19 protein-coding genes and 1 tRNA gene are annotated in these 26,089 nt (G+C 57.9%); 6 read left to right on the forward strand and 14 right to left on the reverse strand.

What is annotated here, in order from left to right:
* Positions 1-222: 222 nt before the first annotated feature.
* The 5 genes from sufB to DV706_RS17560 form a co-directional block, all read right to left on the reverse strand.
* Complete coding sequence (sufB, locus tag DV706_RS17540; protein WP_136350873.1) at positions 223-1,653, reverse strand: Fe-S cluster assembly protein SufB; 1,431 nt, start codon at positions 1,651-1,653, stop codon at positions 223-225.
* Positions 1,654-2,300: 647 nt separating this feature from the next.
* The gene (locus DV706_RS17545; RefSeq protein WP_006066982.1) at positions 2,301-3,209 is read right to left on the reverse strand and encodes a universal stress protein; all 909 of its coding nucleotides are present in this window, start codon (positions 3,207-3,209) and stop codon (positions 2,301-2,303) included.
* 13 nt (positions 3,210-3,222) lie between these two features.
* Entirely contained in the window at positions 3,223-4,401 is a 1,179-nt protein-coding gene (gene arsB, locus DV706_RS17550) for an ACR3 family arsenite efflux transporter (protein WP_006066981.1), read from the reverse strand.
* 507 nt (positions 4,402-4,908) lie between these two features.
* Positions 4,909-6,900: a CARDB domain-containing protein gene (locus DV706_RS17555; protein ID WP_083902057.1), complete on the reverse strand. Its 1,992-nt coding sequence runs from the start codon at positions 6,898-6,900 to the stop codon at positions 4,909-4,911.
* Between the two features lie 218 nt (positions 6,901-7,118).
* A complete protein-coding gene (locus DV706_RS17560; protein ID WP_136350945.1) occupies positions 7,119-8,255 on the reverse strand; it encodes a hypothetical protein in 1,137 nt (378 codons plus the stop codon).
* Between the two features lie 252 nt (positions 8,256-8,507).
* Here DV706_RS17560 and DV706_RS17565 point away from each other — a divergent pair, with 252 nt between their 5' ends.
* From DV706_RS17565 to DV706_RS17575, 3 genes are all read left to right on the forward strand, one after another.
* Entirely contained in the window at positions 8,508-9,260 is a 753-nt protein-coding gene (locus DV706_RS17565; RefSeq protein ID WP_006066978.1) for an AzlC family ABC transporter permease, read from the forward strand.
* The gene (locus DV706_RS17570) at positions 9,250-9,576 is read left to right on the forward strand and encodes an AzlD family protein (RefSeq protein ID WP_006066977.1); all 327 of its coding nucleotides are present in this window, start codon (positions 9,250-9,252) and stop codon (positions 9,574-9,576) included. The genes DV706_RS17565 and DV706_RS17570 overlap by 11 nt, the downstream gene beginning before the upstream one ends.
* A gap of 148 nt (positions 9,577-9,724) precedes the next feature.
* Positions 9,725-9,799, forward strand: a tRNA-Met gene (locus DV706_RS17575).
* Positions 9,800-9,942: 143 nt separating this feature from the next.
* Here DV706_RS17575 and DV706_RS17580 read toward each other — a convergent pair.
* From DV706_RS17580 to DV706_RS17600, 5 genes are all read right to left on the reverse strand, one after another.
* On the reverse strand, positions 9,943-10,890 hold the full coding sequence (locus tag DV706_RS17580) for an isocitrate lyase/PEP mutase family protein (RefSeq protein ID WP_006066976.1): 948 nt from the start codon (positions 10,888-10,890) through the stop codon (positions 9,943-9,945).
* A gap of 63 nt (positions 10,891-10,953) precedes the next feature.
* The gene (locus tag DV706_RS17585; protein WP_006066975.1) at positions 10,954-11,583 is read right to left on the reverse strand and encodes an isochorismatase family protein; all 630 of its coding nucleotides are present in this window, start codon (positions 11,581-11,583) and stop codon (positions 10,954-10,956) included.
* Positions 11,584-11,620: 37 nt separating this feature from the next.
* A complete protein-coding gene (locus tag DV706_RS17590) occupies positions 11,621-13,477 on the reverse strand; it encodes a hydantoinase B/oxoprolinase family protein (RefSeq protein ID WP_006066974.1) in 1,857 nt (618 codons plus the stop codon).
* Positions 13,474-15,537, reverse strand: a complete 2,064-nt coding sequence (locus DV706_RS17595) for a hydantoinase/oxoprolinase family protein (protein WP_006066973.1) — start codon at positions 15,535-15,537, stop codon at positions 13,474-13,476. Before DV706_RS17595 ends, DV706_RS17590 begins: the two co-directional genes overlap by 4 nt.
* 219 nt (positions 15,538-15,756) lie before the next feature.
* Complete coding sequence (locus tag DV706_RS17600; RefSeq protein WP_083902056.1) at positions 15,757-16,173, reverse strand: hypothetical protein; 417 nt, start codon at positions 16,171-16,173, stop codon at positions 15,757-15,759.
* Between the two features lie 246 nt (positions 16,174-16,419).
* Between DV706_RS17600 and DV706_RS17605 the strand changes: the two genes are divergently transcribed.
* Positions 16,420-17,082, forward strand: a complete 663-nt coding sequence (locus DV706_RS17605; protein ID WP_049889880.1) for a helix-turn-helix domain-containing protein — start codon at positions 16,420-16,422, stop codon at positions 17,080-17,082.
* A gap of 324 nt (positions 17,083-17,406) precedes the next feature.
* Here the strand turns inward: DV706_RS17605 and DV706_RS17610 are convergent, their stop codons facing one another.
* The 3 genes from DV706_RS17610 to DV706_RS17620 all read right to left on the reverse strand — a co-directional run bounded on the left by DV706_RS17610 (position 17,407) and on the right by DV706_RS17620 (position 21,459).
* Entirely contained in the window at positions 17,407-18,741 is a 1,335-nt protein-coding gene (locus DV706_RS17610) for an orc1/cdc6 family replication initiation protein (protein WP_006066971.1), read from the reverse strand.
* 1,028 nt (positions 18,742-19,769) lie between these two features.
* Positions 19,770-20,576: an enoyl-CoA hydratase/isomerase family protein gene (locus DV706_RS17615; RefSeq protein ID WP_006066970.1), complete on the reverse strand. Its 807-nt coding sequence runs from the start codon at positions 20,574-20,576 to the stop codon at positions 19,770-19,772.
* Entirely contained in the window at positions 20,569-21,459 is an 891-nt protein-coding gene (locus DV706_RS17620; RefSeq protein WP_136350946.1) for a 3-hydroxyacyl-CoA dehydrogenase family protein, read from the reverse strand. The genes DV706_RS17615 and DV706_RS17620 overlap by 8 nt, the downstream gene beginning before the upstream one ends.
* Positions 21,460-21,752: 293 nt before the next feature.
* On the opposite strand from DV706_RS17620, the gene DV706_RS17625 reads away from it, so the two are divergent.
* Entirely contained in the window at positions 21,753-23,021 is a 1,269-nt protein-coding gene (locus DV706_RS17625; RefSeq protein ID WP_006066968.1) for an MFS transporter, read from the forward strand.
* A gap of 361 nt (positions 23,022-23,382) precedes the next feature.
* Complete coding sequence (locus DV706_RS17630) at positions 23,383-24,390, forward strand: ornithine cyclodeaminase family protein (protein WP_006066967.1); 1,008 nt, start codon at positions 23,383-23,385, stop codon at positions 24,388-24,390.
* Positions 24,391-24,402: 12 nt separating this feature from the next.
* Here the strand turns inward: DV706_RS17630 and DV706_RS17635 are convergent, their stop codons facing one another.
* On the reverse strand, positions 24,403-26,046 hold the full coding sequence (locus tag DV706_RS17635) for a thiamine pyrophosphate-binding protein (protein WP_136350947.1): 1,644 nt from the start codon (positions 26,044-26,046) through the stop codon (positions 24,403-24,405).
* Positions 26,047-26,089: the final 43 nt, after the last annotated feature.

The following is a 26,089-nucleotide window of genomic DNA, read 5'->3' on the forward strand; positions in this document are numbered from 1 at the left end:
CGAAGACGGTCAGTGACCCTGCAGGCGGAACACACGACGAGTGACACGCCGGACAGTGAGCCGGATGCGGTTCATCACCGATGTACCCGTATTCGTTCCCACACTGGTGGCACCACAACCTATCGACACTCACGGTCGATCATCTACTCCGAGTTCGCCACCGCTTGTCGTCTCCGCTGCCGTACTCTCGGTTGCTGAGGTGGCTGCCATGATCTCGGCGAGTTATCCGAGGCTTCCCTCCATCTCGAGTTCGATGAGACGGTTGAGTTCGACGGCGTACTCGATCGGCAGTTCTTCCGTGATTGGTTCGATGAAGCCGGCGACGATCATCTTCTTGGCGTCGTCGTCGTCCAGCCCGCGGCTCTGGAGGTAGAAGATGTCCTCGTCACCGATCTTGCCGACGGTCGCCTCGTGGGCGACGTCGACTTTCGATTCTTCGATCTCCATGTACGGCATGGTGTCCGAGGTGGACTCGTTGTCGAACATCAGCGCGTCACACTCCACTGCAGTCGAGGAGTTCTCGGCACCGTCGGCGATGTGGACGAGCCCGCGGTAGTTGGTGCGGCCGCCGTCTTTCGAGATCGACTTGGACTCGATGGTCGAGCTCGTGTCGGGCGCGTTGTGGTAGACCTTCGCGCCGGTGTCGATGTTCTGGCCCTCGCCAGCGAAGGCGATGGTGATGTGGGTGTCCGTCGAGCCACGACCCTTGAGGATCGTACATGGGTAGAGCATGGTTGCTTTCGAACCCATGCTGCCCGAGATCCACTCCATCGTCCCGTTTGCCTCACAGATCGCGCGTTTGGTGTTGAGGTTGAACGTGTTTTTCGACCAGTTCTGCACCGTCGAGTACTGAACGTGAGCGTCTTCGCCGACGAAGACCTCGACGCCGCCGGAGTGGAGGTTGTGTGCACCGTATTTCGGTGCCGAACAGCCCTCGATGTAGTGGACTTCGGAGCCTTCTTCGGCGATGATCAGCGTGTGCTCGAACTGCCCCATCCCTTCCGAGTTCATCCGGAAGTACGCCTGGACCGGCATCTCGACCGTGACGCCCTCTGGGACGTAGACGAACGAGCCGCCGGACCAAACTGCACCGTGCAGTGCGGCGAACTTGTTGTCGCTTGGGGGGACACAGGTCGTCATGAAGTACTCCTTGACGAGCTCGGGATGCTCCTGGACCGCGCGGTCCATGTTCATGAAGATGACGCCTTTCTCCTCCCACTGTTCTTGCATGTTCTGGTAGACGACCTCCGACTCGTACTGCGCACCGACGCCCGAGAGCGCGTTCTTCTCGGCTTCCGGAATGCCCAGTTTGTCGAAGGTGTCTTTGATCTCGTCTGGCAGCTCCGTCCAGTCGTCGACGCCTTCGCGCTTGTCGACGTCCGGGCGGATATACGGGACGATCTCTTCGATGTCCAGTTCGGTCAAATCCGGCTGGCCAGGCCAGTCCGTCGGCAGCGGCATGTTCTGGTACTGCTTGAGCGCGCGCAGGCGGCGCTCGAGCATCCAGTCTGGCTCGTCTTTGTCCTCGGAGATCATACGGATGACCTCTTCGGTCAGTCCCTTGTCGGACTTCACCGCGGCGTTCTGTTCTTTCTTGAACTCGAACCGCGCTTCAGTGTCAGTTTCTTTAAGATGGTCTTGCTCGGAACTCATTGTCGTTATACAATCGTGGTTATGTCTGTACCACTATTACTGTTTCTCTAGCTGGTTTTGGTTACGTTACGCAGAGCTCTCGGCTAGAGAGACTGTACTGGTGATCGATAGCTCGGTCCCCCATTAGGGTTCACCTCTCCCTCAGTCTGGACTTGTGACGTTCTCAGGTTTCGCAGAAACCTGATGGGGCGCACGAGAGTTGGCTCTCGTGAACACCGAAGCACGGATTTGCCGCCTACCCGAACGGGCTCGGCGCCGAGTTCACGGACAAGCCCCACCCTAAGCGCCTCCGGCATTTTAAGAGTGGAGTAGTTGACGCAGTACTAGCGGAAGCCCACGAGTTTAGTCCTGTCTGTTACCTACAAATGGAGCCGCTGTAATGAGAGAACGGATCGATGAATACGACCACAACTCCCGGTATTCACGGGCCTGACCAGCCTTAAGGATCAATTTCGACGATATTGCACACCCGCATTCGTCCACCTCCTCCGCTGAGATTGCCACCCGAACCGATCCTCACCTCGAGTTTCCGGTCGCAAATCGAAGTTGCGAGCGTCAAAACGCTTGTTTGGAACACCGCGAACACATGGGTAAGAGGTAGGTCCAAAGACGCGGTATGCGCTTGCGGTTTGTATCAGACTGATTCGCTAGTCGGAGTCCATTTCGTTCGGTCGCATCGTCACCACTGGCACCGCCGCCGTTCTGACGACATCGTCCGTCACGCTGCCGACGATGAACCGTTCGAACCCACCACGTCCGGCGGTCCCCATCGCGATCAAATCAATGCTTTCTGTGTCAGCGTAGCCGACGATTTCCTCGGCTGGAACGCCGTCTCTGATCGTGGTAACAGCGTCGATATCGTGGGCTCGAGCCTCGGCGGCTCGCTGATCGAGGACGTCGGTCGCCCGCTCGCGAAGTTCGGCCACGATGTCGGCATCCGTGCCAGTAAGCGCCGAGAGCATCTGTACACGGTCGCTATCGATCACCGACAGGAGGTGAACCGTTGCGTCGAATTGGGTTGTGAGCTCGAAGCCGTACTGAATCACCGCCTCAGCAGTGTCGCTTCCGTCGGTCGGCAGCAAGATCGAGTCGATAGTCAGCGCTTCGGCCGTTTCATTAGCCGCCTCCGGATTGATCGTCACGACCGGAACCGACGCCGTTCGAACGACCTTGTCGGCGACGCTCCCGACGACGGCACGCGTGACACCACCGCGCCCGGACGTACCGATAGCGATCGCATCCATAGCATGTTCGTCGGCGTAGTCGACGATCTCCTTGCTGGGAATGCCCTCACGAGTCGTGGCGGTGGCCTCGAGTCCGCGCTCTGTCGCGTCGTCTCGAAGCGCCGTCGCTCGAGCGGTCGCCTGTTCGCGGAGTCGGTTTCGGATCGACTGAGAGTCGCCCGAGTAGCCTGCACCGGTCGCAATACTGCTGTCTGCCACTGAGAGGACGTGGACTGCTGCGTTGCAGTGGGCTGCGAGGTCGAACCCACGTCGGGCAGCGGCTTCGGCCGGATCGCTTCCATCGGTCGGAATCAGGAGTGTCTCGATTGTCATGGTCTGTGTATGGTTAGTCATCTGTACTAGACTCTGCGGGCTCGGTATCGACTTCGGTCACGTCCTCGAGTCGGCCGGTCTCGTAGCCACCCCAATCGAACGTTTCTTGGAAGTAGATGGCCACGTGGACCAGTGCGAGCAGGACGGGCACCTCGATTAGCGGCCCGATGACAGTCGCGAACGCGACACTGGAGCCAACACCGAAGACGGCGACGGCGACAGCAATCGCGAGTTCGAAGTTGTTCGACGCGGCCGTAAAGCCGATGGCAGTCGTCGTCGAGTAATCCGCTCCGATTCCTCGCCCCATCGCGAAGCTCACGAGGAACATCACGATGAAGTAGATCGTCAGCGGGACCGCGATCCAGACGACGTCGGTCGGTTGGGCGATGATGTTGTCTCCTTGTGTGGCGAACATCACGATCACGGTAAAGAGCAGCGCCAGCAGCGTCACTGGGCTGATCGTCGGGACGAACTCCTCTTCGTACCACTCCTCACCTTTGGCTCGTACTCCACCGAAGCGGGTGAGGATCCCGCCGGCGAAGGGAATCCCAAGGAAGATCGCGATCGCCCAGAACACCTGTTCGACCGTGATGTCGAACGTCCCGATCCCAGCGACCAGGGCGTCCATCCCCAGCAGCGGTGGCAGGAACAGCGCGAAAAACCAGATGTACACCCCGTAGGTAACGATCTGGAAGACGCTGTTGAACGCGACCAGGCCCGCAGCGTACTCGCTCGAGCCGTCAGCGAGGTCGTTCCAGACGAGGACCATCGCGATACATCGAGCCATCCCGATGAAAATCAACCCGAGGAAGTACTCGGGGTGGGCTGGGAACGGTGGCACGAGTCCGCTGAAGAAAACGACTGCTAACAGGAACATCAGCGTCGGGCCGATGAGCCAGTTCTGGATCAGACTCAGACTGAGCACACGCCACGCGCTGAACACCCGCGGCAGCTGGCCGTAGTTGACTTTCGCCAGCGGCGGGTACATCATGGCAATCAGCCCGATTTCGACGAGATAGTAGTCCTGGATTGGGTCGACGACCGATGGGGCAACGTATCCGAGACCGACACCGATTCCCATTGCAAGGAAAATCCAGACGGTCAGATACTTATCGAGGAAATCCATCGACCGTGGATCTCCACAGTCTGGACACGCACAGTCCGGTCCGTGTTCGTGGTCGAGATCACTCATTGTCTCACCTTCGGCTGCAGACAACGACTCGACGACTCGATTCGACGTGTTCTGAGTAGTTTGTTCATCATGGAGCGTTCTGGTTACTTACCGACGGCAGCAGCATGTACAGTCGTCCTACCGGGAACGGAACAGATGTCGACTGTCGTCCACAGCGGATGCGTTCCGAGATTGCGTCTCTTGAACCAGCTCACAACTCGCGTATCGGTTGAGAAAATGTTCAATGATCTTTCGTCAGATTTTGGAAGAGCGCTCTCGAGAAAACGATGGTTCAAGTGTCCTGTTCGTCTGTTAAGTGTTCCAATAGTACCAGACGTGCTTCGACCCCGTTTGTGTCTACTGCCAGAGAGAGGGACCGGTTTATCGGTAGTGGATCCTAACTGCCCATCTCCACTACTCGAGATCAGTTGAGCCATGTCTCATTTGAGAGGGTGCTCATACATAAATACAGCCATTCAGCAGCAGCTTGCACAAGCTGATAAGCTGCAAAAACGGAGTTATCTGTCGCTACGACTGTCGGCGCGCACGAACCAGTGCAATCGAGAGGAGTGCGAGGACTGCCACTGTAACTCCAAAGCCGGGGATGCTGTCATCGGTTTCCACGTCTTCAGGATCGGTGACAGTCAGCGTGCCAGCAGAAGTTCCGCTGACAGCGATATCGAACTCACCGCTCTCGTCGAACGTTTCGGTGAACGTGACTGTTTCTGACTCGCCAGGGGCGACATCAACGTCCTGTTCAGCGACGACACTACCGTCGACAGTTAACTGGGCGGTGACCGTCCCGGCCTTCTCGCCGGTGTTTTCGATGGTTCCAGTCACGTCAACGGAATCACCGACGTCGATCTCATCCTCGCTCAGTGACGCGTCGGTCACATCGAACTGGGCCTCGAGTGAGTCGTGAACGCTGACCGTTCCAGCGCTTACGTCGCTGATTGCAACCTCGTACTCACCTGCCTCGTCGAAGGTGTGTGTGAACGTCACCGTTTCTTTAGCGTTACCAGCCATCACGACGTTTTGTGTATCGACGACCTCACCGTCGATGATCAGTTCGGCAACAAAGAGACCACTGTTACCGGCCTCTTCAGTGACCGTCCCTGTGATGTCGACGGAGTCACCAGTCATAATCTTGGTGTCGCTCACGGTCACATCCGAGAGTGCGAACTCAGGTTCAGGGTCTGGGCCGGGGTCAATAGGACCGATTCCGCCACCGGTGTCGTCGTCATCGTCATCGTCGTCTGCCTCTTCGATGGTAATTGTATCCGTGTTCATCTGGATCTGATCGCTGGAGGAGCCGGCGGCCGTGTGGATCCAGCGGTAATCGGTATCTTCCGTCCAGTTACCGAACGTCTCGATTTCCACGGTAGTCTCGTTCTCGTCGGCCTGAACGATTACGGACGAGGCGTTGAGCACGTCATCGCCGGGGTCCGTTTCAGGTTCCTCAGAGTCATCGAGATCAGTTTCATTTGCGAGGAAGCTGATCACATCTGCAGTCTGGACAATACCAGCCGAGTTCTGTTCTTCGAACGTCTGTCCGAAGGCGCTGAGATTTTCACTAACGTTCTGGACACCGTTGATCTCCCCGATCGTGTGTTCGATCGTCACGTCCTCTGAAGAGAGGTCAGTGGAGATATCTTCGGTGACGTTGATTGTCATTATGCTTTTCGTGAAGGTATCTTCGTCGTAAAGCACCACGCTGTGAGTGGTGTTGCCTTCCCATTCTGTTGCGGCGACGTCGAAGCTAATGGTATCGCCAGGCTCAGCGGACTCAGTGACATCAACGTTCGAAGGACTGTCCTGAGCGACGAGTTGTTCGACACCGATTATCTTTGTCTGATCGACAATTGAGAGATCTCCATCGTCAACCGCAAATCCGTCACCGGTTGCGAGCACGTACATGTGGAGACCGGATTCATCGGGCGTAACCGTCGTGTCGAGTTTGCCATCCTCGACATTCAGATCCTCGTCAAGGCTGAACGAGACATTCTCGTTGAGGTTCTCGAGGTTCTCTGCAGAAAGTTCGTCCATCAAATCCTGCCCGCTCGTTGGCAGGTCGCTGACGTTGACATCATCTTCAGTGGCATTTTCTTGTAGATGAGCACTGAGGAGTTGGATGTCGTCGTCATTATTGAACTGGCTCGTGTCAGCAGCCAGTCCCGAGCCATCAAACGAGAGGTCAACGCTTGTACCCGTTTTGTAGACCGATAAACTATCCCGATTTGCGAATTCCGGACCATCCTGAGTTGTCTTTGCGTCAAGCAAGAGGTTCTGGACAGTAATTGAGTCGTCAGCGCTCGTATCAGTACGCAGCGGAAGCACTGATCGTTCCCAAACCTCAATGTTTTCGTTGATTTCGTGGAACTCGTCCTCGTGATGGTCGGTAGACGATGCGTCTGCCGTCGTCCCTGCTCCGCCGGACGCTCCGGCAACCCCAGCAATCGGTGCAAGAAGCATGATTGCGACGAGGAATATCGCAGTTACAAGACGTTCATGTTGCGTCATACTTCACCTCATTACACTGCACCGTTTTAACATTTCCGAGGGGATTTCCAGTATTCAATTCTCAGGCTATTGAAGAAAGTCACTGACCAGCGTGGTCGGGTTTTCTTCGAGAGTTACTATAATAATAGTGATTGTTAGTATGGGGTGATATACTATTCAACGGCCTCTGACGACGAAGAGGGTGTCAAGACATCTGAAACAGTCACCGATATTTTCAGTTACTGGCTACCTTCACGGACGTGGCTGCCGAAGACAAGCAGACCAAGGAGTAAGAAAACCGTAAGGAAGACTGCACCAGGAGTTCCGACCGCGTCATCATCGTCTTGATCACTGGTCCCATCGTCGTCCTCATCATTTGGACTTATAACTCCAGTCTCGTTCTCGCCGTCCTCATCGTCACTATGTTCTTCAGTTTCCTCGGAAGAATTGTCCGCTAGACCGCTCTCGGTGTCGGTTTCGTTGCCGGGCATATCAGACTCGCCACCCTCACTGTCGGTCTCATTGCCAGGCAGATCTGGTTCACTATCTTCACCGTCGGTTTCATTTTCAGGAGCATCAGACCCACTCTCCTCATCTGTGTCATTCTCACTGTCGTCACTATCCTCATCATCTTCGTGACTGTCATCTGCGCTCACAGTCATCGTTTCCCCATCTTCGATAGCGATCGGTGCCGGATACCCCTCAGCCTCATCGTCGCCAAAGGCGGCACCATAGATCTCGTATTCGCCCTCGTCGTAGTCGTCGAGATCGAGTGTCGTACTGTAAGTACCGTCGTCCTGGCTATCGAGTGTCTCAGTAGCATCGTCGTCAGACCCGTCCCAAAGAGCTACCTCAACGCTCTCGACCATCGATGTGTCGCTCGAGTCGATCGTTGCATTGATTTCGACCGTTTCCCCCTGTGTTGCCGTACTTGGATACTCGAGGTGGATATCGAACGCCTGAACGACGACTGGATAGACGGCTTGTCGCCCATCTTCTCTCGAATCCAGCGTCAGCACGTATGTCCCTTTGAGGTCAGTTGTGTCTAGCTCATCGCTGTTGTCTCCAATTGTGATCCGACTGTCGTCTGCGTCGAAAAGATCACTTTCGAGTTCTGGATCGGCATCAGTGTTATACAGCGTGACTCGATAATCCGCACTCGAGGTAACGTCAATCTCGATCGGATCACCTGGTTCAACGACACCGATTCCGTCGATGTTAAATTGGTCGCCTTCTATCTCGATCGTTTCCTGAGGTGTCGAAACGGACGGAACTACCTCGATATCATACCCAGAACCCGCGGCTGGAGTCACAGCGAGCGACGCTGTCATAAGCAAAAGACAGACAACGACGACTCGAGTGATAGCTGCTTGCATAGCTTCCAATACCCGTGATATAAATAAAGTCTTTCTGCTGTACAGATATGTCCTATAGGGATTTGTCTATTCCATTTTCAAAGTGCCTTACAGAACGGTGATAGTCGTGACTGAGCATGATGCTCTCGGAGTGATGCCCCAAACCACTACTCCTCGAGTCACATGCCAACGAGGGGCGTTGTGACCACCAGTTCGTGATCGTTTTCACGGTTCGGGATCCAAAAAAAGACGGACAGCGCAATGTCGGACTCCATGCCGCCTGAATCAGAGACGCAACCCGCAAACGCGGACACCCCTGCCGAATCACGTGCTGGGAACTCGGAGATAACGTTTGGCTACCATGGGGTTCGGGCAGGATTCCTCATTTCGCTCCCGGTTGCACTTGGCGTTGCTGGCTATGGCCTTGCCTTCGGTATTCTGGCAAATCAGGCTGGTCTCAGCGTCGCAGAAGCGACGTTGATGAGCGCCACCGTCGTTGCAGGCGCGGCACAGATCGTCGCCATCGAACTGTGGGCGGATCCGATCCCGGTTGCAGCGATACTCCTGACGACGTTTGCGATCAATCTCCGCTACTCGTTGATGGGCGCAGCATTACAGCCGTGGTTTCAGCATCTCTCGGCGAAACAGGCCTACGGCAGCCTGTTTTTGATGGCCGACGAAAACTGGGCGCTAACGCTTCGCGATCTCAAAGCCGGCAACGGACGGGGTGCGTTCCTCCTCGGCGGTGGGCTCGCGGTCTGGGTCGCGTGGGTGCTGGCGACCATCGTCGGAACGGTTGCCGGCGGCGCAATTAGCGATCCGGCGACATACGGGATTGATTTCATCTTCGCGGCGGTCTTCGTCGCGCTTGCAGTGGAGCTCTGGGAGGGACACTCATCGCTCGTGCCGTGGACGGTTGCACTCGGAACCGCACTGATCGCTGCCCAACTGCTCCCCGGGCAGTGGTATATCCTCCTCGGCGGGCTCGCCGCGTGCGTTGTCGAGGTGATCCGCTATGATCGATGAGTCGGTCATCTCGCTTGACCCACTTGTCGTCGGTGTAATCGTTGGGATGGTCGTCGCTACTGTCATTACGAAAGTCGGCGGCCTGTGGCTCCTAAGCCAGTTCGAAGTGAGTGATCGACTCGAGGCAGGGATTTCGGTGCTACCGGGAGCCATCGTCATCGCGATACTCGGTCCCGAACTCGCTGCTGGTGGCCCCGCGGAGTGGAGTGCAGCGGCCATCACTGGACTCGTTATGTGGCGGACGGGAAACATCCTCCTCGCGCTGTGTGCCGGACTTGCAGCAGTTATTCTACTCCGGATACTCATTCCAGTCTAGCTGTCTGGCGAAGAAATCGAAAACGGAGCTCTGGGCTAAGTTGATATCAGGGGAATAAACGACTACAATATGACAGTTATTCTCCAAAACCGAAAGACTGGACCGAGATGACAACCCTTAACCGTGGCTAGCAGAGAGAGAGACATGTAGCGGGATGGGATAGCCAGGAGATTCCGGCGGGCTCATAACCCGCAGACCGGTAGTTCAAATCTACCTCCCGCTATGTTTTGACGCTCACAAACTCGAGAGCGTCGGATATAGCGCAGTGAAGACAGAGCAGTGACGCTTCGAGAAAGGAAATCCGAGCAGTCCAGTGGCAGAACTGAGACAGACGTCCTGTATGTTGGCAGTGTGGCCAGCCTCAGATCATTCCGTTTCGGGGTCGTCGCCGAGCGAGCCCTCATACTTGGCCTGTTCATCCGCCGGGAGATACTGGCGTTCCCACTCGACAACCTCCGGGAACCCCGAGAACTCGTGGAGGCTGCCGACAGGCTGGTCGTTGAACGTGTCGTCGATATCTCGCATTGCCGCGACGGGATCGTCAGCGAACGCACTGAAGTCAGCGTAGACGTTCGCGATCGTCGACAGCGTTGCGGCGATCGGGAACAACACGAGGTCGAAACCCCACTCCTCGAGCGACGAGAGGTCGACGTACGGCGAGGAGCCCAGATCGCCGACGAAGTTGTAGACGAGTGGCCCCTCGACTTCGCGACCAATACGCTCGAGTTCCGTTTCATCGGTCGGCCCCTCGACAAAGGCGATGTCAGCGCCGGCCTCGAGGAACGCGTTGACGCGATCGATCGCTTCGTCGAGCGAGCCGTCGCCGGTTCCACGGGCGTCAGTACGGGCGATCAACATGAAGTCGGGGTTGCGCTCGTCACGGACGTCGGCGGCGGCTTCGATTTTGCCGACGGCTTCCTCGCGTGGGATGACCTGTCGACCTTTCGTGTGGCCACAGCGTTTCGGGAACGTTTGGTCTTCGATGTGGATGGCCGCGACGCCGGCTTTGATGTACTCCCGAACGGTTCGGACGACGTTCGTCGCGTTGCCGTAGCCGTTGTCCGAATCAGCGATGAGCGGGACGTCGATCCGTTCTTGGATGTTGCCGGCGTTTTCGATCATCTCCGGCATCGTGATGAAACCGGCATCGGGATAGCCGGTTTTCGAGAGTGAGGTCCCGTAGCCGGTCATGTAGATCGCATCGAAGCCAACGCTGTCGGCGACGGCAGCTGTGAGTGGGTCGTGGACGCCGGGACAGGCCAGCAGTTCGTCTTGCTCGAGGCGCTCTCGGAGTGTCGCACCGTAGTTGGTCATGGTCGACCACAGGCCAGTCGTAGGCAAGCAGGTGTCGATTCGGTTCGTCCGTCGATAGATTCGTTAGTCATTCTCAGAGAGGTGGTCGATGACGTCGTCGGTCGTGACGACATCGCCGTATTTCGCGTCGATGTCGAAGAGATTCGCGCGATGTGGCCCCTCGGCACGGTCGCCGACCGCGTCTTCAGGGACGATGGTACGATAGCCGTGCTGGAGGCTGTCGACGGCCGTTGCGCGAATACAGCCACTCGTGGTGACGCCGGCGAGCACGAGCGTGTCGACACGCTGGGTCGTCAGCTCCGTCTCGAGGTCGGTCCCGAAAAAGGCACTCGCGTACTTTTTCAGGATGACCCGCTCGTCGCCGACGGGTTCGATCTGGTCGGCGACCTCGACGGCCTCGGTCCCGAGTCGGAGCTCCCGAAGTGCGGGCACCTTCTCGATGAACCGGCCAGCGTCGCCGTAGGACTCTTCGAACGCAACGGTCGTGAAGTATCGTGGCAGGTCGTGTTCGCGGAACGCCGCAAGCAACCGCTCGGTTGCATCGAGCACGTCGGCAACGTCCGAGCCGAGGCTCGTCTCGGGGTCCGTGAAGGCGTTTATCAGGTCGATGACGAGCAGTGCTGGCTGTTCGCCGAGGCCGACACTCGCGCCGAAGTCGTCCTCGTCGTAGTGGGTGTCGTGTGGTGGGTCCATTGGAGATTGTGTGTCAAAGGGGAGGTTCGCGTGTCGGTCAGTTGTGGCGATCGTTGAACGCTCGGCGTTCGTCGGCGATGTGTGCTGCGAGCGTCTCGTCGTCGGGAAGCGGGCCGTAATCGAACGCGGCGGGTTCGTCGCGAGTCGATCGAAGCTCCTCGCGTCGCTCGCTGGTTGCGGCGTCGTCGACGGTGCCATCGTCACCGAGAACAACGCCGTACTCCTCGTGAGCAGCTGATTCCGAGATCAGTCCGCGCTCGATCTCCGCAGCGACGACCGCAGGCTCGCGCTCGAGTGGGTCACCGAGTCCGCCGCCACCGGCCGTCGAGAAGACGAGTTTGTCACCCGCCTGGACGGCGACGTTTTCGACTTTCGACGGCAGTTCTTCTTCGGTGCCATCGGTTCGGAGCAGCAGCTTCTCGCTGGTCTGGGCGTGGGAACCGCCGTCGACGCCCCACGGGTAGGTGTGAGCGCGGTCGTCCTGGAACGTGATCGCGCCGTCCTCTTCGAAGGTGTAGACTTTGGTGATGCCGTGGCCGCCACGGAACTCGCCGGCACCCCCGGTGTCGGTGCGGGTGCTGTACTCGTCGATGGAAAGCGGGTAGTACGCTTCTTGGTACTCCGCGGGCACGGTGCGGAACAGCGGCCACCACGAGTGGCCGTCGAGCCCGTCGCCGCCCGGTCGGGCCGGAATCCCGCCATAGAGGATCTCGAGCATCTGGAAGTCGTTCCCTTCCGAGTCCGTCCCCGCGTAGACGAGGTTCGGCGACGTGCCGTAGCTGCCGGCCACGGAGAAACCGTCGATGAGCTTCGAGAACGTCGCCTGCAGGACGTCGAACTGCCGGGCCATCATCGGCAGGCGGTTCCCAAGCGGGGCCGGGAACTCCGGTTGCACGACGGACCCTTTCGGCAGCGTCACCTCGAAGAGGTCGTAGTAGCCGTCGTTAAACGAGAGTAACGGATCGAACGCCATGATGAGGAAGACGCCGGTGAACATCTTGAACATCTTCTCGTTCAACAGGAAGTTCACCGTTCCCGGCACCTGCTCGTCCGTCCCGGTCCAGTCGAGATAGACGGTGTCGCCCTCGCGATAGATCTCGAGGTGGAGTTTGATCGGGCCATTGCCCATCCCGTCGTCGTCGACGTAATCTTCGAAGGTGTAGCGTTCGCCTTCCGGGATGAACTCGTTGATGAGATCGATCATTCCATCGCGGGTGCGATCGAGGATAGCGTCACACGCCTCGACGTACGTCTCCTTGCCAAAGCGGTCACAGAGTTCGTGGACGCGGGTTTCGGCGGCTTTCGTCCCCGCCGCCAGCGCCTTGATGTCGGCTTCGGCGTGGTCGGGGAGGCGGGTGTTGTGGGCGAACGTCTCGAGGAGTTCGCTGTCGATCTCACCACGCTTGTAGAGTTTGACCGGCGGCAGTCGCATCCCCTCCTCGAAGATCGTTCGCGCCTGGACGGGCATGCTGCCGGGGGTCTTCCCGCCGACGTCCATCAGGTTCCCCCACTGGCTCGAAAAGCCCACGAGGTCGCCTTCGTAGAAGATCGGGCGCAACAGGAGCATGTCCGGCGTGTGCGAGACCGCGCCGGCACACATGTAGGGGTCGTTAGTCGCGATCACGTCGCCATCCTCGAGATCCTCGCGCTCGAACGGCGAGTTCTCGAGAATGGTGTCGATCGCCGAGCCGAACTGGCCCATGACCATCCGTCCCGCAGCATCTGCGATGAGCGGGAACTGGTCGGACTGTTCGCGGATGACGGGGCTGATCGCCGTCGTCTCGACGACCCGATCCATCTCGTAGCGGGTGTTCGAGAGCGTGCTCTCGATGATGTCGAGTGTTGTCTGATCGATGTCGTGGTCGCCGACGAACGCCGGTGGTGTGTTGCTCATTGGTCCTCACCTCGTGTGATTTCGATGTTTCCGTAGCGGTCGATAGTCGCGGTGTGATCCGGCTGGATGACGACCGTCGAGTCGTCGTCGGTAACGATGGCTGGCCCCTCGAGTTCGTTACCCGGCCGGAGTTCAGTCCGGTCGTAGATCGGTGTCTCGTGGTATGCTTCTCCGAAATACACGTCACTGGTATCGATTTCTGCGTCACTTGGATCGACAGTAGTCAGTTCCTGTTCCTCGATGGTAACGCCCTGAAGCGTCCCTTTACCGATGACACGGAGGTTAGCGATCTCGAGTGGTGCGTCGAGTGAGAACCCAAACTGGCGGTCGTGGCGAGCTTCGAAATCACCCTTGATCTCTGCAAGCCCGGCCTCACCACGGAGATTCTCGAGTGTCACCGGGATCGACATCTGGATATCCTGTCGGAAGTACCGGCACTCGGCGACGTACTCGAACGTCTGATCGGCCTCGTCGACACCCTCGGAGGCGAGCCAGTCGCTCGCTTCCGCCTCAATCGCCCGCAGTTCCTCGTAGACGTCCTCGCCATCGACATCCTCGTCCGTCTCGAGATACGTTTCCGAGAACTCGTTTTGGATGTCAGACGTGAGGAAGCCAAAGGCGGACATAACGCCTGGTCCTGGCGGGATCACCAGTGGGTAGGCGTCCATCACGTCCGCGAGCGCGTTGGCGTGCATTGGACCAGCCCCGCCGAAGGCGACGAGTCCGAACTCACGGGGGTCGTAGCCGCGTTCGACGCTCACGACGCGGAGCGCGCCGTGCATGTTCTCGTTGACGATGTCGAGGATGGCCTGTGCAGCCTCCTCGATCGTGCTGTCACGTTCGTCAGCGATCGTCGCGACGGCGTCTCGAGCGGCGTCCCGATCCAGATCCATCCGTCCGCCGAGTTGGACCGACGGCGGAATTCGGCCCAGAACGACGTTCGCGTCCGTGACGGTTGGCTCCTCGCCACCCAGTCCATAACACGCCGGTCCAGGGTCCGCACCGGCGCTTTCGGGACCCACCTGCAGCGAGCCGTTTAGCTGGACGCGCGCGATCGAGCCCCCGCCAGCCCCGACCGTGTTCACGTCGACCGACCGAGATTTGAACTCTCGATAGCCGACTTTCGTCTGGCGTGTCGTCTCAGCTACGCCCCCCTCGACGAGTGAGACGTCAGTCGAAGTCCCACCCATATCCAGTGTCAGCACGTCCGGGACACCTTTCTTCTCGGCAATGGTCGCCGCGCCGACGACGCCACCGCTTGGCCCCGAGAGCGCGAGTTCGACGGGTCGTTCCTTGGCAGCCTGCGAACTCATCAACCCGCCATCCGACCGGACGACGTTCATCGTCGCCGTCGATCCGGCTTCCCCGAGTGACTCGTCGAGGTCCTCGAGATACGAGATCACTGTCGGCCGCGCATAATCGTTGATCGCAGTCGTCAGCGTCCGTTCGTACTCACCGTACTCGGGGACGATCTCGGAAGAGATCGAGACCGGCAACTCTGGCGCTTCCTCGGCAACGATCTCGCGGACGCGCTCTTCGTGTGCGGGATTGAGATAGGAGTTCAACAGCGCAACGGTCAATGCCTCGACGCCGGCGGCCTCGAGTTCTCTGACGGCCTCCCGTACTGCGTCCTCGTCGAGCGGTTCGGTCTCCTCACCCGCTGGCGAGCTGATCGTTCCACCGACACCACGCGTGTCGGCCAGATCGGCAAGCGGGTCTGGCTTCTCCATGTCCATCCAGCCATACAGCGGGCCGGGTGTCCATGCCCGCGCAAGGTGCAGGACGTCTTCGTGGCCCGCCGTCGTGATGAGTCCAACTCGTGAACCCGTCTCCTCTAAGAGCATGTTCGTCACGACTGTCGTGCCGTGAAACAGCAACTCGAGTTCGCTGACAGATGTTCCAGCTTTCGCTGTTGCCTCTTTGACACCGTGTATAACGCCCTCAGAGGGGTTCGCTGGTGTCGAGAGTACCTTGTCGATCGTGAGTTCGTGCGTCGCTTTGTCGAAGACGATGACGTCAGTGAACGTCCCGCCAACGTCGACGCCAAGATTGTATGTCATGTGATACCGTGTACGGTAGAGTCTGCTTGTTGGGGAGTAAGCGTTGTCCCAACAGCTGTTGGTCATTTATGTATAATGATTTTTGAAGTCTGCTGAAGCCCTCTGCAACTATCAGGAACTGTCCAGAGAGTTAGTACAGCACGATTTCTTCGTTTGTTTCACGCTGAAAGTGGCGAATAGTGTGTCCACTACGCGTGCGAACTTAACGCGAAAATCCTGTCAACATTCGATGTCAGCTAATTGCTCAATCAAGGGACGCTCGCGAATGGGATGGTAAGACCAAAAGTTCAATCGAAGACAAAAATCTTCTTCAACACCATCTATTTTAAGGAAATGAAGGTCATCTGCAAAATTATCGACGACTCCGTGGAGAACTACGGGAGATGTATCTTCAGGTGGATCAATTGTAACCAATTCATCGGTGCCCGACGCAACAGTATGTGACTCCCAGTCCATGATTTCGCTTTCAAGTTCGAGAGCGAGATGGAATGTGTGAGATTCGTCAGACTCTGCATTGCGAAGGTCTACGATAACTTCCTGAACAGAACCATCAGTTCCGAGAATATCCAGACAACCAGCGAGCGTAGAACTTATAACCGCACTACTGGCAATCGGTGTTTTTCGTCGAGAGGGCATTGATAGTTCGTTTAACTGATAATCACTCAAATGTTATGTTCCTCTCCTGTACTGACTGATCCTCACCCTCGCAGATCCCGTCTCAGTCTGTGCCACATCCGCGCTGTGTGTTCATCACAACTCCCGAGGTGTGTCGCCAGTCAGGAGAGTCAATAGAGCCGGCTTGTTGTGCTCGACACCTCGTTGGACGGCGGACGTGTTGCGTATCTTTTTGACTGTGGGTCACTTTCACAGACAGACGCAGAGATGTTTATCGCGACCGTCCACTTTACCCAACACCGCGAATGTATCCTCCGACGACTCACGGCCAACGTCGACACGCCCATTCCGATCGAAATCGAAGAGATTCAGAACGGGTTCGTTACCTTCGTTCTCCGCGCTGGCCCCCACGCCGATACCTTTCAGTCAGAACTCGAGGCCGCAGACCACGTCAAACACGTCAAGCGCCTCGACGAGGACAATCTGCTTGTCACCAAGCCCTCCTGTGGGGCGTACTCGGCGATCTACCAGAATCATGGCACACTCCGACGATCAAACACGGTTTCGGGTCGCCAGCGAGAGTACAACGTACTGGTGTTCCAGCGCGAAGACCTCAAAAATATCATCGACGATCTGGGTACGTTCGGGACGGTCACACTCGGAAAACTCGAGGAGTTCAGAGCGACCGCTGACTCGTCGCTGACGGAACGACAGCGCGAAGTCGTCACCGAAGCGCTTTCGCGTGGGTACTACGACTGGCCACGGGAGATCACGAACGAGAAACTCGCCGAGGAACTGGAAATCAGCCGTGCCACATTGCACGAACACCTCCGAAAAGCAGAACGGACACTGCTGTCGTCGGCGCTCGCAAACGGTTACAGACAAACCGCCAGAGGAGAGTTCGAACGGATCGATATCGGACGAGAATGAAACACCCCGAACGGATCACGCCTCCCTCGAGGGCACCGATTGCGAACAGTACAATCCTGATGCAGGTTCCCTGGAGATGTGGAGCAACGTCGAAGCCCTGCCGCCACGATTGAGTGAGTGGCCACGCGATAAGTGCTGCCATGGCGGTTATCGTCACACATCCACACACCCCTATCGATTTGTTTCGTGTTCGGGCGATCTCAGCCACACACACCTCTATCGATTTGTTTTCACCACACCGGATTTCGGCCGCACACCCCTATCGATTTGTTCAAAATGGTCGAAATTGACAGGTTCACACCCCTATCGATTTGTTTTTCTCACTCACTGAGATTCTTTTCGGAGCTGGGCTTTGACCACCGAACGGAGTTCATCATCATGGACATCGTTGAACCGTGAGTCCTCACGAAGCGTATCGAGAATCGTCGCTGGGTTCTCACCGAAAGAAAACTCGAGATAGCTCCCAGAGTGGGGGCCCTGGCTTTTTCGTTTGGACTCGACCAGAGAGTACGTCGTGAGTTCTTTCATTTTGTTCACATACGTCTCCTGATGGTACTGATCAACATCGAGCGTATCGGTGAGATACTGGTAGACCGTATACCCGTTGGGGCTTTTTGCCGTCCCAGTCCCCGTCTGACGGGCAACCGCCGCCGTTGCCAACAGACACAGTTTCTTCTGCGTGCTGATTCCACGTGTGACCTCGAGGACACGGTTTTTCTCGACTTTGTCCTGTGCTTCTCGGACGTGGTTTTCGGAGACCTGATCGGCCCCTTGGCGCTCTGCAAGTGACCCAGCCGTTCGCATGAGATCGATCGCCTTCCGTGCATCACCGTGTGTCTGAGCAGCGAAGGCGGCTGCAAGTGGAATCACGTCATCGCTCAGCGCATCTTCGTAGAAGGCATCTGTTCGGTGATAGAGAATTTCGCGGAGCTGGTTGGCATCATAGTCGTTGAAATGAACGTCTTCAGGAGTGAACGAACTCACTGCTCGACTCCCGACGTTTCCCATCATCGTTGCATCGTTCGTGATCGCCGTCACCGAAACGTTCGCTCTTGTTTCATCGGAGCTGCCAGCGCGTGAGAGTTGATACAGCAGTCGAGAGAAAGCGGGTTCATCAATATCTCGCCGCCCAACGAGCATATCGAGTTCGTCGAGAACGAACACGACAGTGTCGTAGTGTTCATCGATCAATCGATACAGTTCGCGCCACTTCTTTTTCGTCGGAATACCATGTTCCGGGACTTCGACAGGGACGCCAGCGTCGTTCGAAACCTTTCGAGCCAGTTCATAAACTGCAGAGCCCAGCGTCCCGACGTTCTGGCAGTTCATGTGAATCACGCCAAAGCGAATGTCCCGGCTCTCACAGAGTTCGAGGATATTCTGGCAGACAGCGTTGATAATCAGCGACTTTCCCGTTCCCGATGGGCCATAAAGAAAGAGATTCGGTGGCCGTTCGCCGTTGATAGCAACGCGGAGATGCTGGGTGATCTCGGTGAGTTGGAAATCTCGGCCAACGATCCGGTCTTCGTCGACGATCTCATTTGGCTCGAGAAGGGAGCGATTTCGGATAAGACTCGCAGATTCCTCTTGCTCGAGAATAAGATCCTTGATAGAACCCGTCTGTGTGGAGGGTGTGTTAGAATCGGGATCCTTTGGCATATGATTGGACTCTCAACCAAGAGACTAAAATCTTCCCCCATCGATTTGAGATTGGTCGAAAGAGAGTCTGAAGACTAGATCCCAGGCAATTATTTCGAGAGAGTCTAGAACCCACAACGACTTGTTTCACGGGAACGGAGGCCAAGCGCCTCGAGGCTCGATCTCGAGGGAGTTCATGGACACACTCACACCCCTATCGATTTGTTCGGGAGAAAAGAGGGGTGACCGGAAACAGACGATCCGAGAGCGCTGGCTCGACGAGAGCGATGGTTAGAATAGACACCTTCTTTCTTCTAGCTTTCTAGTCTAGAACTAGAATAGAACACACCCCTATCGATTTGTTCTGGAGTGACTCGAGCGAGGGACGATTGGCGATAAATATCACTCGACAGTCTTTCTTTTCATCTCCATCAATCAATCTCACAAACATCGGACCCACCTCTATCGATTTGTTTTACCTCTATCCCTGGTGGTGGTTTTCGGCTTATTTCTATACTTAAGTCAGCTCCACAGCGAAATCACTGCGATCTGTTCGCTCTCGACCACCGACCCACACTCGGAGGCCAAAACAAATCGATAGGGGTGTGAGACCACCTTTGTAACAGCAGATATTTAGATTGACAAGTCGGATCGCTCTCTGCCATGGAGTGGTTTCTTCGTGGTTGCTCTGCGTTCTACAGGCGGAGCAGTCCGAGTGCCTCGGGTTCGTTCGAAAATCGAAGATTTTCGTGATCAAGCGAACCCAAAGGGTTCGCGGACCTTGCGGGATCTCTGATCCTGCTTAGTGACGAGCCGCTCCGCGCCTCGAACCACGTGACTCCGAGGCGGTTCACTCTCTAGGGATGTTGTCGACACCGCACGCTTGCAGTACCTGTCGAATGTGGAAATCTTTCTCGGATGGGTCGTCCGTCTCTAGTGCCGACTCGAGATGCTCTTTGCACCGTTTGCTGAGTTTTGCCATATAGTGCACCAGTATGTCTGGTGAATAAATCCCTTATCAAATCTAATAATTTCCCAAAATATGTCTCTCATTTTCCCGTGAACTCAGGACTCCGACTCTCGAGAAAGGCGTCAATTCCTTCGTCTTTGTCCTCAGTTGCAAACAACTGGACGAACAGTTCGGCTTCGTATTCGAGTCCTTCTTCAAGCCCCATCCGAGAACTCGCTTTCACGCCCTTTTTGACGAACTCGAGAGCGATCGGGCTCTTTGTAGCCATCGATTCGGCGAGGTCGTAGACGCGAGCGTCGAGTTCGTCTTCGTCGTGGACTTCGTCGACGAGACCAATCTCGTCGGCTTCTGTGGCGTCGATGAGTTCGCCGGAGAGGATCAGTTTCATCGCCTGCCCCTCGCCGACGAGTCGGGGAAGGCGCTGGGTCCCGCCGCCACCGGGGATGAGACCCAAATTGATCTCGGGCTGGCCGAGTTTCGATCCTGTCTTGGCGATCCGGACGTCACAGGCCATCGCGAGCTCGCAGCCACCACCCAGCGTGTGGCCATTGATCCGGGCGATGACTGGGATTGAGGCGTTGTCGATGGCTTCGTAGATCCGGGGGCGCTTGCTGGCGTTTCGCTGTTCAACCACGCCGCGATCTTTGAACTCGGTAACGTCGGCACCAGCAACAAATGCACCAGTTCCCTCACCACCCGTGAGCACGAGGACGCGCACGTTGTCGTCCGATTCGGCCGCGGCGACGGCGTCTTTGAGCTCCGTCCGAACCTGATCGTTGAGTGCGTTGCGGACGTCCGGGCGCTTGATGGCGACCGTCGCGACGCGCTCGGTGTGCTCGCCAATCTCGACCGAGAGCAACTCGTACTCATCCGTGAGTTCACTCATCGTCCTCACCCCATTCGCCGCTCATGCCGACACGGTTGCCGTCCTCCCAGACGTAGTAGCCCTCGCCAGTCTTCTTCCCGAGCTTGCCTGCTCTGACCTTCCGGCGTAAGGATTGAGGTGGTTTGAACCGCTCGCCAAGCTCCTTTCGGAGATATTCGGCGATCTGCAGGCGTACGTCGAGGCCGACGTGGTCGGTCAACTCGAGTGGGCCCATCGGGTGAGCATAACCGATCGACATGGACGTATCGATGTCGGCTGGGCTGGCAACGCCGTGATCGACCATCCGGATCGCCTCGAGGCCGAGGGCAATCCCGAGTCGTGAGGACGCAAAGCCGGCCGTATCGCGGACGATGACGTCGGCTTTGTCGAGTTTCTTTACGTAGTCGACGGCGAACGTCTCCGTTCGCTCATCGGTCTGTTCGGCGACGACGATTTCGACGAGATCCATGAGATGCGGCGGATTGAAAAAGTGCAGTCCGATGGCGCGTTCGGGATGGTCGAGGACGCTAGCCATCTCCGTGACAGACAGCGAAGACGTGTTCGAGGCGATAACGGTCTCCTCATCCGTGGTCGCCTCGACATCCGCGAACACGTCCTGTTTGAGGTCCATATCCTCTGGAACGGCCTCGATGACGAGGTCGGCATCCGTGACGGCCGCCTCGAGATCGGTCGTCCCGTCGATACGCTCGAGGGCGGCGTCCATCTCGGCTGCAGTGATTTTGTCCCGGTCGACACCACCCTGAAGCGTGGTGTGAATCTCCTCGAGGCCGTCCTCGACGAACTCAGCCTCGATGTCTCGCAACACGACATCGTGGCCAGCCATCGCGGACACCTGTGCGATTCCATGGCCCATGCTCCCAGCTCCAAGCACTGCAACTTGCATGTGTAATGCTCTCTAATAACAATCAAAAGCGTTCCCCATTCGATTGCTAGCGGCTCGGCCGACTGCGAGTGACGGGGTCGTCTCCGGGTCAGCAAAATGTCCGTGTCTCAACCGGCTACGATGCTGCTCCGGCGACGGTACTCGGCGTACAACAGCATGTCACCGCTCTCGAAATCGATGCCGATGGGGGCGGTCTCCTCGGGCAGATCGAAAACTAATGGTAACGACCAGCATCCGAATAGATAAGTAGTTTCACGATCCGTCTGTACCTACTGCGCTACAAGTACGCATATATGGGGCTCAACACGAACGACCGGTCGATCGCTGGGTTCACCATGGCGGGCCACTCGCTCGTCCACTGGTTCGAAACCTCGATTCCGATTTTTCTCGTCGTCTGGCTCGCGGAATTCGACGTCTCCGTCGCATTGCTTGGAATTATCGTCGCACTTGGGTATGCACCATTTGGTCTCGGTGCTCTCCCTGGTGGCATCCTCGCCGATCGATACGGAACGAAACGACTGATCTTGCTCTGTCTCCTCGGCATGAGTGGCTCGTTCATTATCCTTGCACTCGCTTCGATCGCTGACTCGATTTACGCCATCGCTGTTGGACTCGTTCTCTGGGGTATTGCAGCGAGTATCTACCATCCTGCCGGTCTCGCACTCATCAGCACCGGCGTCGATGAACGGGGAACTGTCTTCGCCTGGCACGGCATCGCGGGGAACGTCGGGATCGCGCTCGGTCCGTTCGTGGCTGCCACGCTCTTGATTTTCCTCGAGTGGCAGTACGTCGCTGCGATTCTCGCTGTTCCGGGCGTTCTCGCCGCACTGTACGGCTTGCAAGCGGATTTCGATCCGACAGCGGCAGTCGAAGCTGACGTTGATGCGGGGCCGGACGAAGAGCTGTCGCTTGCGGACCTCGTTTCGAACTCCCGAACGCTCTTTGCGAGCGCGTTCGCCGTCGTCTTCGTTATCGTCACCTTCGAGGGACTGTTCTACCGCGGCATGCTCACGTATCTGCCTGAGATCCTCCACGGATTGCCCGTTATGGATGGGATCACCATCGGTGCTGGATTCGACGGGATCCAACCGGCAGACTACATCTACGTCGGCTTGCTCGTCGTGGGGATGGCCGGCCAGTATGCCGGCGGAAAGCTCACTAACCGCCTCGCTGCCGAGCGTGGTCTGATGGGTATTTTCGTCGTTCTCGCTGTGCTTGCACTGGTGTTCGTCCCCGTTACGTCGCTGGGGCTGGTTCCACTGCTTGCCCTCTGTGGTGTGATCGGCTTTTTCCTCTTTGCCATCCAGCCGTTCTATCAGGAAGCCGTCGCTGTCCACACACCGGCCGACACGCGTGGCCTCTCCTATGGCTACACGTATCTCGGCGAGTTCGGCTTCGGATCGGCCAGTATCGCACTCGGCGGCTTCGTGCTCGGTTCGTTCCAGTTGATGGCGTTTTTCGCGATGCTCTCCGTGTTCGCGTTGATCGGCGCTGCGCTCTCGTTTGGCCTGTATGTTCGGATCAACGGTGGCTACGGGGCCACTGACGATGTGAGTGCCTGACCTCTATCTCGCGTTCGGCTCCCGAACGGCATGTCTCGAGGCAGACGGTGCTGTGACAATCTGTCTTACACCCATATGTCCGTAAAAAATCCAGTGAACTGTGTATTTCCAATTCAAGGCTCATAGCTTCTGAAAAACTCGAAAATGGCGTTTGGGGGATTGTTTAATAATCTCAAAATATAGTAACAAATTGTATATGCTGGACGAATTCGCAGTGCCGGACAAGCCGGGTCGGAGAATGAACTGGATTGGGATGTCGTCGGATCCCACTGGAAACCGTCGTCTCCGGTGCTAGTGGAGGCTGTTGACTCGAGTGACGACAGCGGCGGTCTTTTTCCATCTCGAGTGTGAATGACTGCCTATGACAGACACGCTTTTTCTCACCAGTGACGAAATCGAAGGCCTTGCGACACCCACTGAGTACGTCGACGCTGTCAGGGACGGCTACCGTCAGGTCGGTGAGGGGGCACCAGCCTACCCACGCCAGAAGTTCTTCCGGTCGGATCCTGACGGAATGTTCACGAGCTACGCCGCCTTGCTCCCGGAAACTGGCGCGGTCGGTGGCTACATGTACACCGCCGGCTTCGGTGCGGGCAACGCCTGGTTCATGACGCCGCTGTTCGACGCCGAAAGCGGTGAACCGCTCGCTGTCCTCGACGGGGCGAGCATGAATCCGTTCAAGACCGGTGCCGCCGGTGCCGTCGCCGTCGACGAACTCGCACGCGATGATGCAGCGACGCTCGCCGTCATCGGCAGCGGCTCGCAGGCTCGTGGTCAGGTCAACACGACCGCGACCGTGCGCGACTTCGAGGACGTACGCGTCTTCTCGCCCACCCCCGAGAACCGGGAGACGTTCGCGAGCGAGTTCGACGAGCAACTCGAGGCCAATGTCCACGCCGTCGACTCGAGTGTGGCTGCACTCGAGGGCGCGGACGTCGTCATTACGGCAACGAAATCGAGCGAGCCCGTCTTCGACGGCGACGATCTCGAGCCTGGCATGCACGTGACGGCGATGGGCCAGTATCAAGAGGGCAGCCGCGAGATCGATACGACGACGGTCGAACGGGCGACCTACGTGCCGGATCTTCGAGCGCGTGCAACCTTCGACGCCGGTGCGTTTCTCGCAGCGCTCGAGGATGGCGTCGTCACCGAGGACCACATCCACGGCGATCTTGGCGAAGTCGTCGCTGGAACCGCACCGGGCCGGACGAGCGACGATGAAATCACCGTGTTCGACAGCGGCGGCACGGGGATCGAGACGACCGCAGCAGCGTATATGCTCTACGAGCGGGCACAAGAGCGAGGCCTCGGCTCGACGATCTCGTTCGCACCGGCAAGCGAGGCATTGACGGGGCGGCTTCCACAGTGAGTCCGACAGACATCACTCGTTCATCAGGACGCTCGACTGTGGCTCGTACGGATCGGTTGGGATCTCAACGAGTGTTGGCCCATTGCTCTCGATGGCTTCGGTAACCGTCGCAGCGACGTCGTCGGTCGTTTCGGCACGCATGGTGTCGATTCCGAGGCCGTCGGCAACTGTCGTGTACGACACCGGCGCGGACTCCCAGCCGTACTCACCCGGATCCATCCGGTAGCTGCGACTCGCCTCCTCGCTGATGATCGCATAGTCGCTGTTGTTCAGTACGACCACCGTCACGTCGATCTCCTCGCCCGCGAGTGTGTGGAGCTCGTGAATGCACATCAGCAAGCCACCGTCGCCGGTGAGTGCCACGACGTTCTGATCGGGATTCGCCTTCTTCGCCCCGATCGCCGAGGGGAGTCCCGAGCCCATCGTCGCCCACGATCCCGGGTTGACGTAGTTTCGCGGGTCGTACGTCGGGAACGTCAGCAGGGTCCAGAGGCGGAAGCCGCCGGCGTCGACGGCGACGACCGCATCTCGAGGCGTTCCCTCACGGATCGCCTCAAGCGCGCTGACTGATGTCAGCGGCGCTTCCGTCACCTCGCGCAACTCTGTGAGTCGGGCGTCGATGGCGTCGCGCGTCTCGCGTGCTCGCTGTGGGCCGCCCTCGCTGGCGAGAGCGCGGTCGGAAAGCGCCCCGTCGAGTGTCTCGAGCGTGGCCGCGGCGTCGGCGACGATCCCGACTGCTGGATCGTAGCCTGTTCCGATGTCGTCGGCGTCGAGAGTCACGTGGACGAGCTCGTCGGGGACGTCGATCGACCAGTTCTGCATGGTAACCGCATCGAGGTCGGTGCCAACGCCGAGCGCGGCGTCGGAGTCGGCGATGAGCTCTTTCTGTGCTGTGCCAGTCCCACCGCAGAGGACGCCGCCAGCGAGGTCGTGATCGTCGGGAAACACTGCTTTCCCCTTGTAGGTGAGGACGACTGGGGCCTCGAGGCGCTCGGCAACGGCTCGTAGTTCGTCGCTCGCACCGGAGGCACGGATGCCGCCGCCGGCGATGATGACCGGCGCGGACGCATCCGCGAGCAGGTCGGCCGCCTGTTCGACTTTCGTCGCGGGAACGTCGCTGAACGACTGGCGTTCAATCTCGCCGGGTTCGGCGACCTCAGTGTCCATCTTCAGGAAGTTCTTCGGGATGCCGATGCGGACGGGCCCCATTGGAGCCGTCAGTGCGGCGTCGATACCGCGCTGGAGTTCAGCGACCGTACTTTGGGGCGTCTTGACGGTGATATTCTCTTTGACGACGTTGTCGTAGGTATCCGGTGGTGTCTCGTGGATGCCGTCGCCGCCGCGAATTTCGGGTTCGGTCTCGACGGCAATGTGAAGCAGCGGCGTGCAGTCGTTGAGCGCGTTCTTCAGCCCGTTCATCGCGTTCATATCGCCCGGCCCGGGGATCACGACCGTTGCGGCCATCTTCCCGCTCGTTTCCGCGTACCCCCACGCCTGATGTGAGACAGCCGTCTCGTGGCGCGCCATGACGAACTCGATATCGTCACGCTCGTCGATGCTCTCGTTCAGTGGAAGCGACTGCTTCCCGGGAATGCCAAACAGCGTGTCGATACTGTTAGCTACCAGACAGTCAACAATTGCTTCATTGATGTTCATACGCACCCTCTATGGGCATTGTGCGTAAATATTCGGAACGTAC

It is taken from the genome of Natronorubrum bangense (genome assembly GCF_004799645.1).
In the GTDB taxonomy this organism is placed as follows: Archaea; Halobacteriota; Halobacteria; order Halobacteriales; family Natrialbaceae; genus Natronorubrum; species Natronorubrum bangense.